Source organism: Nocardia sp. NPDC056100 (genome assembly GCF_042266325.1).
Classification (GTDB): Bacteria; Actinomycetota; Actinomycetes; order Mycobacteriales; family Mycobacteriaceae; genus Nocardia.
The window spans coordinates 942,256-960,024 of record NZ_JBHJVY010000001.1 but is presented as its reverse complement, the minus strand read 5'-3'; the positions used below and the strand labels follow the sequence as shown (position 1 = coordinate 960,024).

Annotated in this window: 2 protein-coding genes (1 of these 2 only partly in view); one reads left to right on the top strand and one right to left on the bottom strand. The window is 68.7% G+C overall.

Translation table 11 applies throughout. The features are described from left to right. Window positions 1–16,976, top strand: the 3' portion of a protein-coding gene (locus ACFC0O_RS04435) for a non-ribosomal peptide synthase/polyketide synthase (RefSeq protein WP_375955938.1). 11,479 nt of this gene lie to the left of the window's left edge; the window shows 16,976 of its 28,455 coding nt (coding positions 11,480–28,455); its start codon lies off the left edge, out of view; the stop codon is at window positions 16,974–16,976. On the opposite strand, the gene ACFC0O_RS04430 is transcribed toward ACFC0O_RS04435, so the two are convergent. Further along, window positions 16,957–17,769, bottom strand: coding sequence for a class I SAM-dependent methyltransferase (locus ACFC0O_RS04430; RefSeq protein WP_375953759.1), 813 nt, complete (start codon window positions 17,767–17,769; stop codon window positions 16,957–16,959). The two genes, ACFC0O_RS04435 and ACFC0O_RS04430, sit on opposite strands and share 20 nt — an antisense overlap.

The following is a 17,769-nucleotide window of genomic DNA, read 5'->3' as shown; positions in this document are numbered from 1 at the left end:
CCGATCTGGCGGGCATCGCGCAGGCGGTGGTCGTGGTCCACGGGCATGACGCCGCGGCGCGCCTGGCGGGATATGTCGTGGCCGAGTCCGGCCGGGTCGCGGATCCGGCCGGAATTCGGCGGGCGCTGAGCGACCGGTTGCCGGGATTCATGGTGCCGGACGTGGTCACCGTGCTGGACGCGCTGCCGGTGACCATGAACGGCAAGGTGGATAAGACGGCACTGCCGGACCCGGTATTCCCGCGTGCGTCCTATCGCGCCCCGGCGACGGTGCTCGAACAGATCGTCGCCGGTGTCTGCACCGAATTGCTCGGCGTCGATCGGACCGGGCTCGACGACGACTTCTTCGCGCTCGGCGGCAATTCGCTTGCGGCGACGCGTTTGTCGGCGCGCCTCGCGGCGGCGACGGGCGTCCCGGTGACCGTGCGCGATGTGTTCACCGCCCCGGTGGTGGGTGAGCTGGCCGCACTGCTGGCGGCCCGGGAGTCGGGCGCGGACGGCGTGCTGCTGCGGCCGTGGGCGCGCCCGGAACGGGTGCCGCTGTCGTTCGCCCAGCGGCGCATATGGTTCGTGAACCGATTCGCACCCGAATCCGCGGCGTACAGCATTCCGCTGGTGCTGCGACTGTCCGGCGCGCTGGACGTGGCGGCGCTGTCGGCCGCCATCGGGGATGTGCTCACCCGCCACGAAGTTCTGCGCACCCGGTACCCGGATGTGGACGGCGTACCGCATCAGGTCGTGGTGCCGGTCGCCGACATGGCGGACGCGGTGGATGTGGATCTGACCCCGCGGTCGGTCGCGGAACACGAGTTGACCGCCGCTATCGATGCCGTCGTCTCGGCGGGATTCGATGTGGCGCAGCGGATTCCATTGCGCTCCCGCCTACTGAGGATCGGGCCGGACCAGTTCGTACTGGTGCTGGTGGTGCACCACATCAGCGCCGACGGTGTCTCGATGGCCCCGCTGGCGCGGGATCTGGCGGCCGCCTACAGCGCCAGGTCCGCTGGGCGGCAACCGGATTGGGCCGCACTGCCGGTGCAGTACGCGGATTACGCGCTGTGGCAGCGGGAGTTGCTGGGATCGCAGGATGATCCGGAATCGCTGGTGTCCCGTGAGCTCGGCTACTGGACCGCGCAGCTGCGGGACCTGCCGGAGGTGCTCGAACTGCCGGTGGATCGGGCGCGCCCGGCGGTCGCCTCGCATCGCGGTGCGGCATACGGTTTCACGCTGGAGCCCGAGGTCGTCGCCGGGCTGCACGGTATCGCCCGCGCGCAGGGCGCGACGGTGTTCATGGTCTTCCACACCGCACTGGCGATCGTGCTGTCGCGTGCGGCGAACAGCACGGATATCGCGATCGGCACACCGGTCGCCGGACGCGGTTCGGCACTGCTGGACGATCTGGTCGGCATGTTCGTCAATACCGTCGTGCTCCGGACCCGCATCGACGAAGCGCTGTCCTTCACCGAATCGCTCGCGCGCGTTCGAGGTGTGGATCTGGATGCCTTCGCGCACGCGGAGATTCCCTTCGAGCAGGTGGTCGAGGCGCTCGATCCGGTGCGCAGTCAGGCGCACAACCCGCTGTTCCAGGTCATGCTCGCCTTCCACGATCTCGATCCCGACGCCCTTACCCTGCCCGGCCTCGAGGTGACGCCGTCCGGTGCGGAAACCGGTGTCGAACGATTCGATCTGACGGTGACCCTGACCGATGCGCCCGATGGCAATGGGGCGATCCCGGTCCATATCAGCTATGCCACAGATCTTTTCGACCCCGGCATGATCGTGACGTTCGCGGATCGACTGCACCGGATGCTCCGCGCGATCACCACCGATCCCGGTGTCATCGTGCGCGAAATCGACACTCTCTCGACCGCCGAACGCACACTGCTGCTGCGGGATTGGGGCGGCGAGGGTGTAGTCGAGCTCGGTGGCGTCACCGGTCCGGTGCCGCTGCCGACCTTGCTGACGGCTGCGGTTGCCGCGAATCCCGAGGGTTACGCGGTCATCGACGGTGAACGCCGGATTTCGTACCGCGAGCTGGACGAGCAGTCGAATCAATTGGCCCGCTACCTGATCGGGCGGGGCGCGGGGCCGGAGTCCGTGCTCGCGGTCGCACTGCCGCGCTCCCTGGAGTGGGTGCTCGCGGTATGGGCGATCAGCAAGACCGGAGCGGCATTCCTGTCCCTCGATCCCGCACACCCGGTCGACCGGAACAGTTTCATGTGCGCCGATTCCGCTGTATTGGAAGGGATTACGCTCGTCGACCGCACGGGGACCCTGCCCCGGGACGGTGTCACGTGGCTGCTCCTCGACGACCCCACCGTCATCGCCTATGTCCGGCAGTACCCGAAAACCCCGATGACCGACGCGGATCGCCATGGCGCGCTGCGGGTGGGCAATACCGCCTACATCGTCTACACCTCCGGCTCCACCGGACAGCCCAAGGGGGTCGAGACCACCCATGCCGGGCTGGCCGCCGTAGCTGCCGCGCAATCGCGGCAGTACCGGGTCGAGGCCGATTCGCGGGTATTGGCCGTTGCCGCACGCACTTTCGACGCCGCCCTGCTCGAATTCCTGCTCGTGGTCCCGGCGGGCGCCGCACTCGTCATCGCACCGGACGACAGCTATGGCGGCCCGCTGCTGGCTCGGTTGATGCGAGAACAACACATCACGCACGCGTTCCTCACGCCCGCCGTGGCCGCATCGGTCGATCCGGACGGGTTGGATGCGCTGCGAATCCTCACCGTCGGCGGTGAACACTTCGCATCGCCGCTGGTGTCGCGCTGGTCCCGGACCGACGCCGCGGGTGCGCGCGAATTCTTCAATACCTACGGTCCTTCCGAAGCCACCATCCTCACCATGATCAGCCGCGAACTGCGGGTCGGCGAGCCGATCACCCTGGGGTCGGGTATCGACGGAATCCGCGCACGGGTGCTCGACGCGTGGCTGCGCCCCGTCCCGGTGGGCGTGGTGGGTGAGCTGTACGTATCGGGCGACGGTGTGGCGCGCGGATATCGAGGCCGGGCCGGATTGACCGCCGGTCGATTCGTCGCCGATCCCTTCGGTGCGGCGGGCGGACGGCTGTACCGCACCGGTGACCTGGTGCGCTGGACCATCGACGGGTCCGGCACCAGCGCAGGCGTTCTGGAGTTCGTCGGCCGCGCCGACTTCCAGGTGAAGGTGCGCGGGCAGCGATTGGAATTGGGCGAGGTGGAGGCCGCGCTCTGTGCGGTGGACGGCGTCGCGCAGGCGGTCGTCCTGGTGCACACCGCCGGTGCCGACGATTCCGCCGGTGCTCGTTTGGTGGCGTATGTGGTCGCCGCCGCGGGCCGGACGGTCGATCCGACGGGGATCGTTCAGGCGGTCGGTGAGCGGCTGCCGGGGTACATGGTGCCCGATGTGGTGACGGTGCTCGATGAGCTGCCGTTGACCGCCAGCGGCAAGGCCGATCGGCGGGCCCTGCCGGAACCGGTGTTCCCGGAACGCGAATTCCGCGCGCCCTCCTCACGGGCCGAGGAACTGGTGGCCGGGGTCTTCGCCGAGGTGCTGGGCCTCGCGCGGGTCGGCGCGGACGATGATTTCTTCGTGCTCGGCGGTGATTCGATCGTCTCGATTCAGGTGGTGGCCAAGGCGCGTGCGCTGGGTGTGGTGTTCGGGCCGCGCGATGTGTTCGAACAGCGCACCGCCGCGCGACTGGCCGCCATCGCGTCGAGTGCCGAAGCACTCGACCGCCTGGCCGAACTGCCGGGCGCGGGCACGGGGGAACTCCCGCTGCTGCCCGTCGCCCGGTGGATGGCCGAGTGGGGCACCGGGTTCGATCGTTTCGAACAGCATGTGGTGCTGCGTTTGCCCGCCGGTGTGGACGAGGCGGCTCTGAACGTCGCGGCCGCTGCACTGCTGGATCGGCACGACATGCTGCGTTCGCGCCTGCTGCGCGGCGACGGCGAATGGTCGATGATCGTACGCCCGGCGGGCAGCGTGCTCCCCGCCGTGCATCGGCAGGTGCTCGACTCCGGTACCGATGTGACGGCAGCCGCTGCCGCACAGCTGGATTCGGCAGTGAGCCGCCTGAATCCGTCGGATGGCACGATGACGCAGTTCGTCTGGCTCGAGCCCGCCGATGGCGCACCCGGCTGGCTGATACTGGTCGCCCATCACCTGGTGGTCGACGGCGTCTCCTGGCGAATACTGCTGCCGGACTTCGTATCCGCGCTCGAACAGGCCGTATCGGGTGCGGTCCCGGAACTGCCGCCGGTGGGCACCTCGATGCGCCGCTGGGCGCACGCGCTGGCCGATGCGGCGATCGAACCCGCGCGCGTGCGTGAGCTCGAACTGTGGCAGCGCATGGCCGTCGGTCCGGACCCGTACTGGGGTGGGCGCGAACTGGATCCGGCCATCGATACCGCCGCCACCCTCGAACAGCTCGAGGTGCGCCTGCCGGAATCGGTCACGCGCACACTGCTTTCCCGGGTTCCGGCGATATTCCACGGCGGGGTGAACGACGGCCTGCTCGCGGGTCTGGCGGTGGCCGTGCGGTTGTGGCGGTCCCGGCGCGGTATCGACGAACCGTCGGTGCTGGTGCGACTGGAGGGCCACGGCCGTGAGGAAGGACTCGCCCCCGGCGCGGACCTCTCGCGCACGGTGGGCTGGTTCACCTCCATGTTCCCGGTGCGGTTCGATCTGTCCGATATCGACGCCGAAGCCGTCGCGGCGGGTGATGCGGCCGTATCCGCGGCCGTACTGGCGGTCAAGGAGACCCTGAACTCGCTGCCGGACAAGGGAATCGGCTACGGACTGCTGCGATACCTCAATCCCGAGACCGCGGCCCTGCTGCCGGATGCCATGCCCGGGCGGATCGGGTTCAACTACCTCGGGCAGATCGGCGCGGCCGATACCGACGGTATGGGCGGCGTGCACGGCGGGCTCGGTGAGCTGACCGCCGCGCCCGATCCGGATATGCCGGTGACGGTCGCGGTGGACATCTCCGCCATCGTGGTCGAGGATGGTCTGCGCGCGAGCTTCCGCTACCCGGGCACCCTGCTCGCGGCGGATGAGGTGCGCGAGCTGGCCGAGCTGTGGACGCGGGTGCTGACCGCGATCGCCGCGCACGCCGAAACCCCCGGCGCGGGTGGGCATTCGCCCTCGGACTTCGGTGCGGTCGAGGTGACCCAGTCCGAGGTGATCGCCCTCGAACGCGCGTATCCGGCGCTGTCCGATGTGTGGCCGGTGACCCCGTTGCAGGCGGGACTGCTCTTCCACGCGCAGCTCGCCGATGCGCACGCCGAAACCGATGCCTATGTCGCGCAATTGATTCTGCATCTGTCCGGCGATCTCGATCTCGAACGGCTGCGGACGGCCGCGACGGCGGTACTGCGGCGGCACGATGGTCTGCGCACCGGCTTCACCGCCGTCGGCGGCACGAATATCGCGGTGGTCTGCGACGATCTCGAATTGCCCTGGGAGGTCGTCGATCTCAGGAGGTATGCCGAATCCGAGCGGGCGCTCGACGAATTGGCCGCCCGGGAGCAGGCGCGCCCCTTCGACCTCGAAGCGCCGCCGCTGCTCCGATTGACCGTGGCGCGATTGACCGCGGTGCACTGGGCGCTGATCCTGACCAACCATCACGTCATCCTCGACGGCTGGTCGTATCCGCTGCTGGTGACCGAATTGCTGGCCACCTACATGGGCGAGGCCCCGGTCGTCCCGGCCGGATCGTATCGAGACTTCTTGGCGTGGTTGGCAACTCGTGATCGCGAGGCCGCACTGGACGCCTGGGGCGCAGCGCTCGAGGATGTCGAACCGACGCTCATCGCCGGGACCTCCGGACCGGGCGGCGATGCGGCGGCGGTGGCGGATCAGTCCTTCACCATCGAGAGCGCCGCAACCCAGGAACTGGCCGCTGCCGCAGCGACCGCCGGGGTGACGGTCAATACCGTGCTGCAATCGGCCTGGGCCATCATGCTGGCCGGGCTCACCGGCCGCACCGATATCGTCTTCGGCGCGACCGTATCCGGGCGGCCCGGTGAACTCCCGGCCGCCGATCGCACCATCGGCCTGTTCATCAATACGATTCCGACCCGGGTGCGGCTGGCCCCGGCCGAGACCGTCGCCGAACTCTGGGCGCGCATCCACACCGAACAGGCGGCCCTGCTGGACCACCATCACCTCGGGCTGCGCGAAATCCACACGCGCACAGGTCATGACAGTCTCTTCGACACCATCATGGTGCTCGAGTCCTACCCCGTCGATATGCGCGATATCGAACACGCGGCCGGTCACGGCAACCTCGAACTTCTCGGGGTGACCGCGGCGGATTCCACGCACTATCCGCTGACCTGCACCGCGGTGCTCCAGGACACCCTGCGCATCCGGCTGCAATACCGCTCGGAGCTGTTCGACGCGGCCACCATCGCGGTCCTCGCCGAACGACTGCGCGAGGTGCTGCGGGTGATCGCGAGCGCTCCCGGCACCGCCGTGCGCGAGGTCGGAACCCTGCCCGCACCGCAGCGACAGCGGCTGCTGTACGAGTGGGGCCGCAATGACCTGGCCGATCTCGACCTCGCCATGCTCGAGGACGGCGAAATGATCTCCGGCGGCCGGACATTGCCCGGTGTGCTGGCCGCCGCGGTGGCCGCGAACCCGGAGGGCGACGCGGTGGTCGACGGTGCCCGGCGGATGTCCTATCGGAAGCTCGATGCCGATTCGAATCGACTGGCGCGCCTGCTGATCGAACGCGGCGTCGGTGTCGAATCCGTCGTCGCCGTGGGCGTGCCACGCTCGCTGGAGTGGGTGCTCGCGGTATGGGCGGTCGCCAAGACCGGGGCGGCCTTCGTCTCGGTGGATCCGGCGCATCCGCTGGAGCGCAATCACTACCTGTGCGCGGATTCCGGTGCGCGGCTCGGTATTACGACCGAGGCTCAGGGCGAGGGATTGCCCTGGGAGGATCTGCCGTGGCTGGTGCTGGACGATCCGGCCGTGACCCTGCGCATGCGGCGGCTTTCGCACGATCCGGTGACCGATACGGTGCCGCGCGCGAGCAATACCGCGTACGTCGTCTACACCTCCGGCTCGACCGGTCGCCCCAAGGGCGTCGAGGTGACCCATGCCGGGCTGGCGGCATTGCTGGCCGATCATGTGCATCGCTGCCGGGTCGACGCGGACGCGCGAGTGCTGGGTGTGGCGGCGCGGACCTTCGACGCCGCGATTCTCGAATTGCTGCTGGCTGCGTCCGGCGGCGGAGCCCTGGTGCTGGCTCCGGCGGATGTGTATGGCGGACAACCACTGTGGGAGCTGCTCCGCGATCAGCGGATCACGCACGCGTTCCTGACGCCGTCGGTGGCGCTGTCACTGGAGCCGTCCGGACTCGACGCACTCCGTGTGGTGCTGACCGGCGGTGATCGCTGTGGGCCGCAACTGGTGTCGCGCTGGTCCGGTACGGGCGGGCGCGCACTGCACAACCTGTACGGTCCGGCCGAGGCGACCATCTGGGCGACGGCCGCCGAACTGCTGCCCGGTCGTCCCGTGGTGATCGGCACCCCGATCGCCGGTGCCGGGGTGGCGGTGCTCGACGCGTGGCTGCGCCCGGTGCCCCCGGGTGTGGCGGGTGAGCTGTATGTCTCGGGTTCCGGTGTGGCACGGGGTTATCGGGGCCGGTCGGCGCTCACCGCCACCCGCTTCGTGGCCGATCCGTTCGGCGGACCGGGGGACCGGCTCTACCGGACCGGCGATATGGTGCGCTGGGTACCGGGCGAATCCGGTTCGGGCACCGGCGTATTGGAGTTCATCGGCCGCGCCGACTTCCAGGTTAAGGTGCGCGGGCAGCGGCTGGAGCCGGGGGAGGTAGAAGCGGCCCTGACCGCCGTCGATGGCATCGACCAAGCCGTCGTGACCGTCCATACCTCCGAGACCGGAGGTGCGCGACTGGTCGCGTACGTGGTCGCCGAGGCCGGCCGCACAGCCGATCCGGCGCGGGTGCGCGAATCGGTGGCCGTGCGCCTGCCCGGGTACATGGTGCCCGATCTGGTGCTCGTACTGCCCGAACTGCCGTTGACCGTGAGCGGCAAGATCGATCGGCGGGCGCTGCCGGAACCGGTCTTCCCCGAGCGGGAATTCCGTTTGCCCGCAACACCGTTCGAACGGGTCATCACCGAGGCGTTCACCGCGGTGCTCGGCCTGGAACGGGTGGGCGTGGACGACGACTTCTTCGCGCTCGGCGGCGATTCCATCATCTCCATCCAGGTCGTGGCCAAGGCGCGGGCGCTCGGGGTGGTCTTCGGACCGCGCGATGTCTTCGAACAGCGCACCGCAGCGCGTTTGGCAGCGATCGCCCAGGCCGTCGACGCGGACGGGTCCGGGACGGTGCCGGAACTGGCGGGCGGCGGGGTCGGCGATCAGCCGCTACTGCCGGTGGCGCGCTGGATGGTGGAGTGGGGTAAGGGATTCCGCACCTTCGAACAGCATGTGGTGTTGCGACTCCCGGCCGATATGGACGAGGCCGGACTGACGGCGTGCGTGGCGGCACTGCTGGACCGGCACGACATGCTGCGATCGCGACTCGAGGGCAGCGGCGATACCGCGTCGCTGGTGGTGACGCCGCCGGGCAGTGTGGACGCCGCGGCGGCACTGCACCGCGTGGTGATCGCCGCTGACGCCGATGCGACCGTGGTGGCCGCGGCGGAACTCAATTCGGCCGTGCGCCGCCTGGATCCGGCCGCCGGTGCGATGGTGCGATTCACCTGGATCGATCCCGAGGGTGAGACGCCCGGCTGGTTGATCGTGGCGGCACACCATCTGGTCATCGACGGTGTGTCCTGGCGAATCCTGGCACCGGACCTGATGTCCGCCTTCGAACAGGTGCGAGCGGGTGGCTCCCCGGAGCTCGCTCCGGTCGGCACCTCGGTGCGCCGTTGGGCGCACGGGCTCGCGGCCGCTGCGGCGGCACCCGAACGAGTGGCCGAACTCGAACTCTGGCAGCGCATGGTCACCGGTGCCGATCCGCACTGGGGTGGGCGCGCACTCGATCCGGCGATCGATACCGCCGCCACGCTCGAGCAGGCCGGATTCCAGCTCTCCGAATCGGTGACCCGTGCGCTGACCGGACGGGTTCCGGCGCTCTTCCACGGCGGCGTCAATGCCGGTCTGCTCACCGGATTGGTGGTGGCCGTGCGGATCTGGCGGGCACGCCGGGGCCTGAGCGAGTCCTCGGTGCTGATTCGCCTGGAGGGACACGGTCGTGAGGAACAGGTGATCGGCGGTGCCGAACTGTCCCGCACCGTCGGCTGGTTCACCACGATGTTCCCCGTGCGTTTCGACCTGTCCGGCATCGACCCCGATGCGGTCGCGGCGGGCGGTGACGCGGTGCGGACCGCCGTGCTGTCGGTCAAGGAGACGCTGAACTCGCTGCCGGACAAGGGTATCGGCTACGGGATGCTGCGCTATCTCAATCCCGAGACCGCCGCCGCGCTGCCGGATCGGATGCCCGGGCGAATCGGATTCAACTACCTGGGCCGGGTCTCGGGATCGGGCGTCGACGGCGGACTCGGCGACCTGGATGTGGCGGTGGATCCGGAGATCCCGGTGACGGTGGCCCTCGATGTCTCCGCGATCGTCATCGACGACCGGCTGCTGGCCAGCGTGCGATTCCCGAGCACCCTGCTCGACCGCGCCGAGATGGAGGAACTGGCACAGCTGTGGGCCCAGGTGCTCACCGCCATCGCCGACCATGCCGAAATGCCCGGCGCGGGTGGGCATTCGCCGTCCGACTTCGGGTTGGTGCGACTGCCGCAGTCCGATATCACCGCGCTCGAACGCGCCTATCCGGCGATGACCGATGTGCACCCGCTGACGCCGTTGCAGGCGGGCCTGCTCTTCCACACCGAATTGCTCGGCAGCGCCGAGACCGATGTGTATGCCGCGCAGGTCGTGCTGCGCCTGACGGGCCCGCTGGATCCGGGACGCCTGCACCGGGCGCTCACGGCCGTGGTGGACCGGCACGAGAGTCTGCGCACTGCGTTCATCACCACCGGCAGCGGGCGCAGCGTCGCGGTGGTGTCCGAACACGCCGAATTGCCCTGGCACATCTCGGATCTGAGCGCGAGCGCAGATCCGGTCCAGGCGCTGGAGCAATTGGCGGCGGCCGAGAAGGCGCGCCGATTCGACCTCACCGCCGCACCGCTGCTGCGCTGTGCGGTGGCGCGGTTGGGGGCGGGGGAGTGGGCGGTCGTGCTGACCGATCACCACCTCATTCTGGACGGCTGGTCCTGGCCGGTCCTGGTCACCGATCTGTTCACGCAGTACAGCGGGGAACCGGGCCTGCCCGCCGGTTCGTACCGGGATTTCCTGGCCTGGTTGGCGACTCGCGATCGGCCCGCCGCGCTGGCGGCCTGGTCCGAGGCGCTCGCCGGGGCCGAACCGACCCTGATCGCGGGCCCCGCCGGACTCGACCCGCACGCCGGGGCGGTACTGGATCGGTCGATCGAACTCGATGCCGCCGCCACCGGTGCGCTGTCCGCCGCCGCGGCGGCGGCCGGGGTGACGGTGAATACCGTCCTGCAATCGGTGTGGGCGTTGCTGATCGGGCACGCCTGCGGCCGCGGTGACGTGGTGTTCGGCACCACGGTCTCGGGCCGTCCCGCCGATGTGCCGGGCGCGGATCGCACCATCGGATTGTTCGTCAACACCATCGCGACCCGGGTGCGCCTGGATCCCGCCGAGCGCGTGACCGAACTCTGGACGCGCATCCAGCATGAACAGACCCGATTGCTGGACCACCATCACCTCGGCCTGACCGATATCCACGCGGTCACAGCCGGCGACAATCTGTTCGACACCTTGATGGTCGTCGAGTCGTATCCCGTTGACGTGCACAATCTTCGGCAGACCAGCGGCCTCGGTGAGCTGGAACTGACGGCCGTGGTGGGCACGGACTCCACGCACTACCCGCTGTCCTGCACCGTCATGCTCGGCGAGACGCTGCGCGTTCGGCTCCAGTACCGGTCGGATGTATTCGACGCCCCGCGCATCGATGAAGTGGGCGCGCGGCTGCGGTCGATACTCGGTTCGCTCATCGCCGATCCCGCTGCGCGAGTGTGGGATATCGATGCGCTGTCAGCGCCCGAGCGAACGCGATTGCGCGACTGGGGTCGGGTCCGCGATATCGAATCGTTCCTCGGTATCGAGGCGTCGGCGGGCGCGGTCACCCTGCCGGACCTGCTGGCGGCCGCGGTGGCTCACAATCCCGACGGTGACGCGGTGATCGACGGTCAACGTCGTATGTCCTACCGGGAGCTGGATGAGCGCTCGAATCGGCTGGCGCGGTACCTGATCGAACAGGGCGCGGGTCCGGAGGATGTGCTGGCGATCGCGGTGCCGCGATCGCTGGAGTGGGTGCTCGCGCTCTGGGCGGTCACCAAAGCCGGTGCGGCGTTCCTGCCCGTGGACCCCGCGCACCCGCTGGATCGCAATCGATTCTTCTGCGCGGATTCCGGCGCGCGAGTAGGAATTACGATGGCGAGCCACATTACCGCGTTGCCGGAGGACGGCATTCGCTGGATAGCGCTCGATGATTCGGGCGTGGCGGCGCGAATCGAGCACTTGCCGTCCACCACGGTGACCGATGCCGACCGATCCGGCGTACTGCGTGTTCGGAACGCGGCGTACATCATCTACACCTCGGGATCGACCGGTCGACCCAAGGGCGTCGAGCTCTCGCATACCGGGCTGGCGGGCGTGTGCGGTGCACAGCGGCGGCGCTTCGCGGTGCGCCCGGATTCCCGGGTGCTGAGCGTGGCGGCTCGCACCTTCGACGCGGCGGTGTTCGAACTGCTGCTGGCGGTATCGGGTTGTGCCGCACTGGTTATCGCGCCACCGGATGTGTTCGGCGCGGAACCCCTCGCCGAACTGCTGCGCGAGTGGAGCGTCACCCATGCAGTGCTCACTCCGAGCGTGGTGGCCGGGCTGGATCCGGCGGGCCTGGATGAGCTGGCGGTGCTGATCGCTGCCGGTGAAAGCTGCCCGCCCGCACTGGTTTCGCGCTGGTCGCGTACCGATCATGCGAGCGCTCGCCGCGTGCACAATCTGTACGGTCCCGCCGAGGCAACCATCTGGGTGACCGGCAGTCCGGACCTGCGCGACGGGGATCCGGTCACCATCGGCGCACCGATCGCCGGTGCCGGCGCGGTGGTGCTGGACGCGTGGCTGCGCCCGGTGCCCGCAGGGGTCGCCGGTGAGCTCTACGTCTCGGGTTCCGGTGTGGCGCGCGGATATCGGGGCCGGGCGGGTTTGACCGCGTCGCGGTTCATCGCCGACCCGTTCGGTGCGCCGGGTGATCGGTTGTACCGGACCGGAGATCTGGTGCGCTGGGAGAGCGGCGATTCCGGTGCGGGGGTGCTGACCTACCTCGGGCGGTCCGACTTCCAGGTGAAGGTGCGCGGTCAGCGCATCGAACCGGGCGAGATCGAGACCGCACTCACCGAACTGCCGGAGGTCGATCACGCGGTGGTGGCGGTGCTTTCGCTGGAGACGGGCACTCAGTTGGCCGGATATGTCGTCGGCGCGCCCGGATGCGTGGTCGAACCCGCCGAGATCAGGCGATCACTGGGGGAGCGGTTGCCCTCCTACCTGGTGCCCGATGTGGTCGTGGTGCTCGATGAGATGCCGCTGAACAGCAGCGGGAAGGTGGATCGCGGGGCGCTGCCCGAAGCAGTCCTGGCCCGGGTGGATTATCGCGCGCCCGCGTCCCGGACCGAACGACTCGTGGCGGAGGTCGTCGCCGAGGTGCTCGGTGCGGAACGGGTCGGCCTCGATGACGATTTCTTCGGTCTGGGCGGAAACTCCTTGTCCGCCACGCGATTCGCGGCCAGGCTCGCGGACGGCGCAGGTGTTCCGGTGAGCGTGCGTGACGTTTTCGACCGGCCCTCGGTCGAAGAGCTCGCGGCGCTGCTGGCAACTCGGACGGCGGAATCCATCGGCCGGGAGACCGGACCGAAGCTGGCGCGGTGGTCACGGCCCGAACGGGTGCCGCTGTCCTTCGCACAGCAGCGCATGTGGTTCGTGAACAGGTTCGCGCCGAACTCGGTGGCGTACAGCATTCCGCTGGTGCTGCGATTGTCTGGCGAGCTGAATGTGCCCGCGCTGACCGCGGCGATGTGGGATGTGCTCGCCAGGCACGAGGTCCTGCGCACCCGGTATCCGGATGTGGACGGGGTGCCGTATCAGTTGGTGCTGCCGGTGACTGACCTGGCCGCCGTCGATGTCGACCTCACCCCGGAATCTGTGACCGAGGCCGGGCTGCGTGATGCGGTCGCGGCCGTGGTGGCCATGGGATTCGATGTGGCACAGCGGGTTCCGGTGCGAGCCCGGCTGCTGTCGGTCGGTCCGCGGGAATACGTGCTGGTATTCGCGGTGCACCACATCAGCGCCGACGGTTTCTCGATGGGGCCGCTGTCGCGTGATCTGGCGTCGGCCTATTCGGCCAGAAGTGCGGGGCGGCAGCCGGAGTGGGTCGATCTTCCGGTGCAGTACGTGGATTACGCGCTGTGGCAGCGGGAATCGCTCGGGGCGGCCGATGATCCGGGATCGGTGCTGTCCGGTCAGCTCGACTACTGGACCGAGCAACTGCGCGATCTGCCCGACGTGCTGGAACTGCCCGTGGACCGGCCGCGTCCGCCGATCGCCTCGCATCGCGGTGCGCGGTACGAATTCGCGGTGGACGCGGCGACGGTCACCGGACTGCACGAGCTCGCCCGGGCGCGGGGTGCGACGGTCTTCATGGTCGTGCACGCCGCACTCTCGATTGTGTTGTCGCGCCTGTCCGGTAGTGCCGATATCGCCGTCGGTACCCCGGTGGCCGGACGCGGCTCGGCACTGCTGGACGAGCTGGTCGGCATGTTCGTCAATACCGTGGTGCTGCGCACCCGCGTCGATGAATCGCTGTCGTTCGCCGAGCTGCTGGCCGGCGTGCGCGGGACGGATCTGGCGGCGTTCGCCCACGCGGAGATTCCATTCGAGCAGGTCGTCGAGGCGGTGGATCCGGCACGCAGTCAGGCGCGGCATCCGCTGTTCCAGGTGATGCTGGCCTTCCACAATCTCGAGACGGCGGCGGTCACCCTGCCCGGAATCGAGGTGACCGCCGCCGGGGCCGATATCGGTGTCGAGCGCTTCGATCTGAGCCTGACCCTCACCGATACTCCCGATGCGACCGGCGCGATGCCGATCGGCATCAGCTATGCCGCAGAGCTTTTCGATCCGGCCACCATTGCCGCGTTCGCCGAGCGACTGCGGGTGGTCTTGGCGGCGATTGCCGCCGATCCCGGTGTGCGCGTGCGGGATATCGAGGTGGTTTCCGCGCGGGAACGGCTGCGCTTGCTCGACGACTGGGGTACCGGTCGCATTGTCGAGTCCGGCACCGGCGCAGTGACCCTGCCCGGCTTGCTGGCGGGCGCGGTGACCGCTAATCCGGCGGGTGACGCGGTAGTCGACGGGCGGCTCCGGATCACCTATCGGCAGCTCGATGACGACTCGGATCAGCTGGCGCGCTTGCTGATAGACCGCGGCGTCGGACTCGAATCGGTGGTCGTGGTGGGTCTGCCGCGCTCCGCAGCCTGGGTGACGGCGGTATGGGCGGTCATCAAGACCGGTGCGGCATTCGTGTCGGTCGATCCGGGCCACCCGGTGGAGCGGAACCGGTTCGTGTGCGTTGATTCCGGTGCGCGAGTTGGTATTACGGCCGATCGATATCGGCAGGCGCTGCCGGGTGACGAGGTGACCTGGCTGACGCTCGACGATGCGGAACGGTCCGCGCGAGACGCAGTGCGGTCGGCCGATCGGCCTCCGGTCCGCACCGAGAACACCGCCTACGTCGTGTATACCTCGGGCTCGACCGGAGAGCCCAAGGGCGTCGAGGTCACGTATGCCGGTGTGGCGGCGATCGTGGCCGACGGCCGCTTGCGCGGTGCCCTCGGTCGTGACTCCCGCATGCTCGGGGTCGCGGCGCGCACCTTCGACGCCGCGATTCTGGAGTTACTGCTGGCCACCGACGCGGCGGCCACGCTGGTCATCGCACCGCCGGATACCTATGGTGGGCAACCGCTTCGGGAGTTGCTGCGCGAACAGCGCATCACCCACGCCTTCCTGACGCCGTCCGTGGCGGTATCGATGGAGACCGAGGGACTCGACGCGCTGCGGGTGGTGCTGACCGGAGGCGACCGCTGTTCACCGCAACTGGTGTCGCGCTGGTCCGGCACCGATGCGGCCGGGCTGCGGCGCGTACACAACCTGTACGGTCCGGCCGAGGCGACGATCTGGGTGACCGGTACCGAACTCGTACCGGGGCGAGCGGTGGATATCGGCGGTCCGATCGCCGATGTGCGAGTGGCGGTGCTGGATTCATGGCTGCGCCCGGTTCCGGCCGGTGTGGTCGGTGAGCTCTATATCTCGGGTTCCGCTGTGGCCCGGGGATATCGGGGCCGGGCGGGACTCACCGCGGCCCGATTCGTGGCCGATCCCTTCGGCGCACTGGGTGATCGGCTGTACCGGACCGGCGATCTGGTGCGCTGGGTCGCTGACGCCGAGACGGGTGAATCAGGTTCCAGTGCCGGGACTTTGGCTTTCGTAGGCCGGTCGGACTTCCAGATCAAGGTGCGCGGGCAGCGATTGGAACTCGGCGAGGTCGAGACCGCACTGTGCGATCTGCCGGATGTCGAACAGGCGATCGTGGTCGCGCACACCCCGGCCGGAGGTGCGGAATCCGAGGTGCGCCTGGTGGCCTACGCGGTGGCGCGGCCGGAGTGTTCGGTGGATCCGGCGCAGGCCAGAAGTGCTGTGGCGCAGCGCTTGCCGGGCTATATGGTCCCCGACGTGGTGCTGGTGCTCGATGAGTTCCCGCTCACCGCGACCGGCAAGATCGACCGGCGGCGACTGCCGGAACCGGTCTTTCCGGCGCGGACCTTCCGCGCACCGTCGACACCGGCCGAGGAGCTGGTGGCGCAGGTGTTCGCGGAAGTGCTCGGAGAAGATCGAATCGGCGCGGACGATGACTTCTTCGCCCTGGGCGGCAATTCACTCAGTGCGGTACAGGTCGTCTCGCTCCTGCACTCGCGCACCGGCAGGCAGCTGCAACCCAGCAGGCTGTTCTCCGATGCCACACCCGCGGCGCTGGCCCGCGACCTGGGCAGCTCGGACGAGCTGAATATCTCGCTGGGCGTGCTGACCCCGCTGCGGTCCGCGGGCAGCCGCGCACCGCTGTTCTGTGTCCATCCGGGCGGCGGTCTGGCCTGGGTGTACGGGTCGCTGGTCGGTCATCTCGACGCCGATCGCCCGGTCTACGGCTTCCAGGACCCGCATATCGTGGCGGGCGAGTCGCGGCTGGAATCGGTTGGCGCGTACGCCGATCGGTACGTGCGCGAACTGCTGGAGCAATTCCCGGACACCACCTACCACCTGGTGGGCTGGTCGCTGGGCGGGCAGATCGCACACGCCATGGCGGTGCGACTGCGCGAACTGGGACATGAGGTCGGACTGCTCGCACTGGTCGATGCCAGTCCGGAATCGGGGGCGGGTGACACCGCCGAACCCGAACAGCACGAAGTGGTCAAGGCGGTCGCCCGCATTCTCGGCGGCTGGCGCGATGTGCTGAAACTGGATGAGGTACCCGAGATCGACAATCTGGACGAGTTCTACGCCCTGCTCTCGGATCGCATCGGCGAGGCGGGCATCCTCGCGCCGGAACAGGTCCGGCGAGTGGTGGAGAGCTTCTCGAAACCGCTTCCGTACCAACCCGGTTGCTTCGCGGGCGACGCGCTGCTGCTCACTGCTGGCAGGGAGACCGGGCGGGACCGATTCCCGGAGATCTGGCGCGAGCACATCACCGGGCGCATCGATCAGATCGCGATCGACGCGTGGCATACCGGAATGCTGCACGCGGACAAGGCCGCCGAGATCGGTCCGATCCTGGAATCGCGGCTTATCCGGACGCGGTGGTGAAGAGGTTGAGTTTGTAGGTGGTGACCGGGGCCGTCCGGCCCAGCAGCTTCGCGGCCAGGCGGTACTGGAGCGGCCAGGTACGGACGACCGAAGGTTGCGGCTGCGCGAAGGTTCGGGATTCGCGCAGCTGTAAACCGCACTGCTCCAGGGTTTTCGGATCGTCGCAGATCCATTCCATCCGGGCGGTGACGGCCTTGAACACGGGATTGCTGTCCTGACTGCGCATCATGAACGCGCCGCCGGTATCGAAAGCCAAAGGTGTGGAAGGGAATTGCTTCGCGATTCGGCTCAGGGTGGACTGCACCCGTTCGGCCGGGAAGTAGAGCAGTACGGCCTCGCTCAGCAGGAATACCGGGCCGGGGCGTTCGGCCACCGCGCTGAACCAGTCGGTATCGAAGATCGATCCGGTGATCATGGTGTATCGCTCGGAATCCTCGAAGTGCTTGCGCCGCAACGCCATGGTGTCCTCGACATCGAGGTCGATCCAGTGCAGGCGGCCATTGTCGAGCCGATCGAACCGGGTCGAGAGGCCGCAGCCCAGATCGACCACGGTGCCCGACGGATGTTCGCGCAGGAACTCGCGAACGTACTCGTCGAAGATGGAGGCCCGCAGTACCGAACCGCCGAGCGACGGGCCGCGGAATTTGCTGAAGTCGTAGTCGATGGATTCGGTGAGTTCGATCGCCTTGCGATCGGAGAGCACACTCTTTCCCCGCCGCGCGTCCTGCGCCCGGCCGTAGAGCGGAATCAACAGCGTTTCCTGGATCGCGCCGAGCGATACCTGTTCACTCAT

Excerpts from the sequence above, each read along its gene's own strand:
- ACFC0O_RS04430 (WP_375953759.1), bottom strand. The coding sequence starts at position 17,769 with ATGAGTGAACAGGTATCGCTCGGCGCGATCCAGGAAACGCTGTTGATT.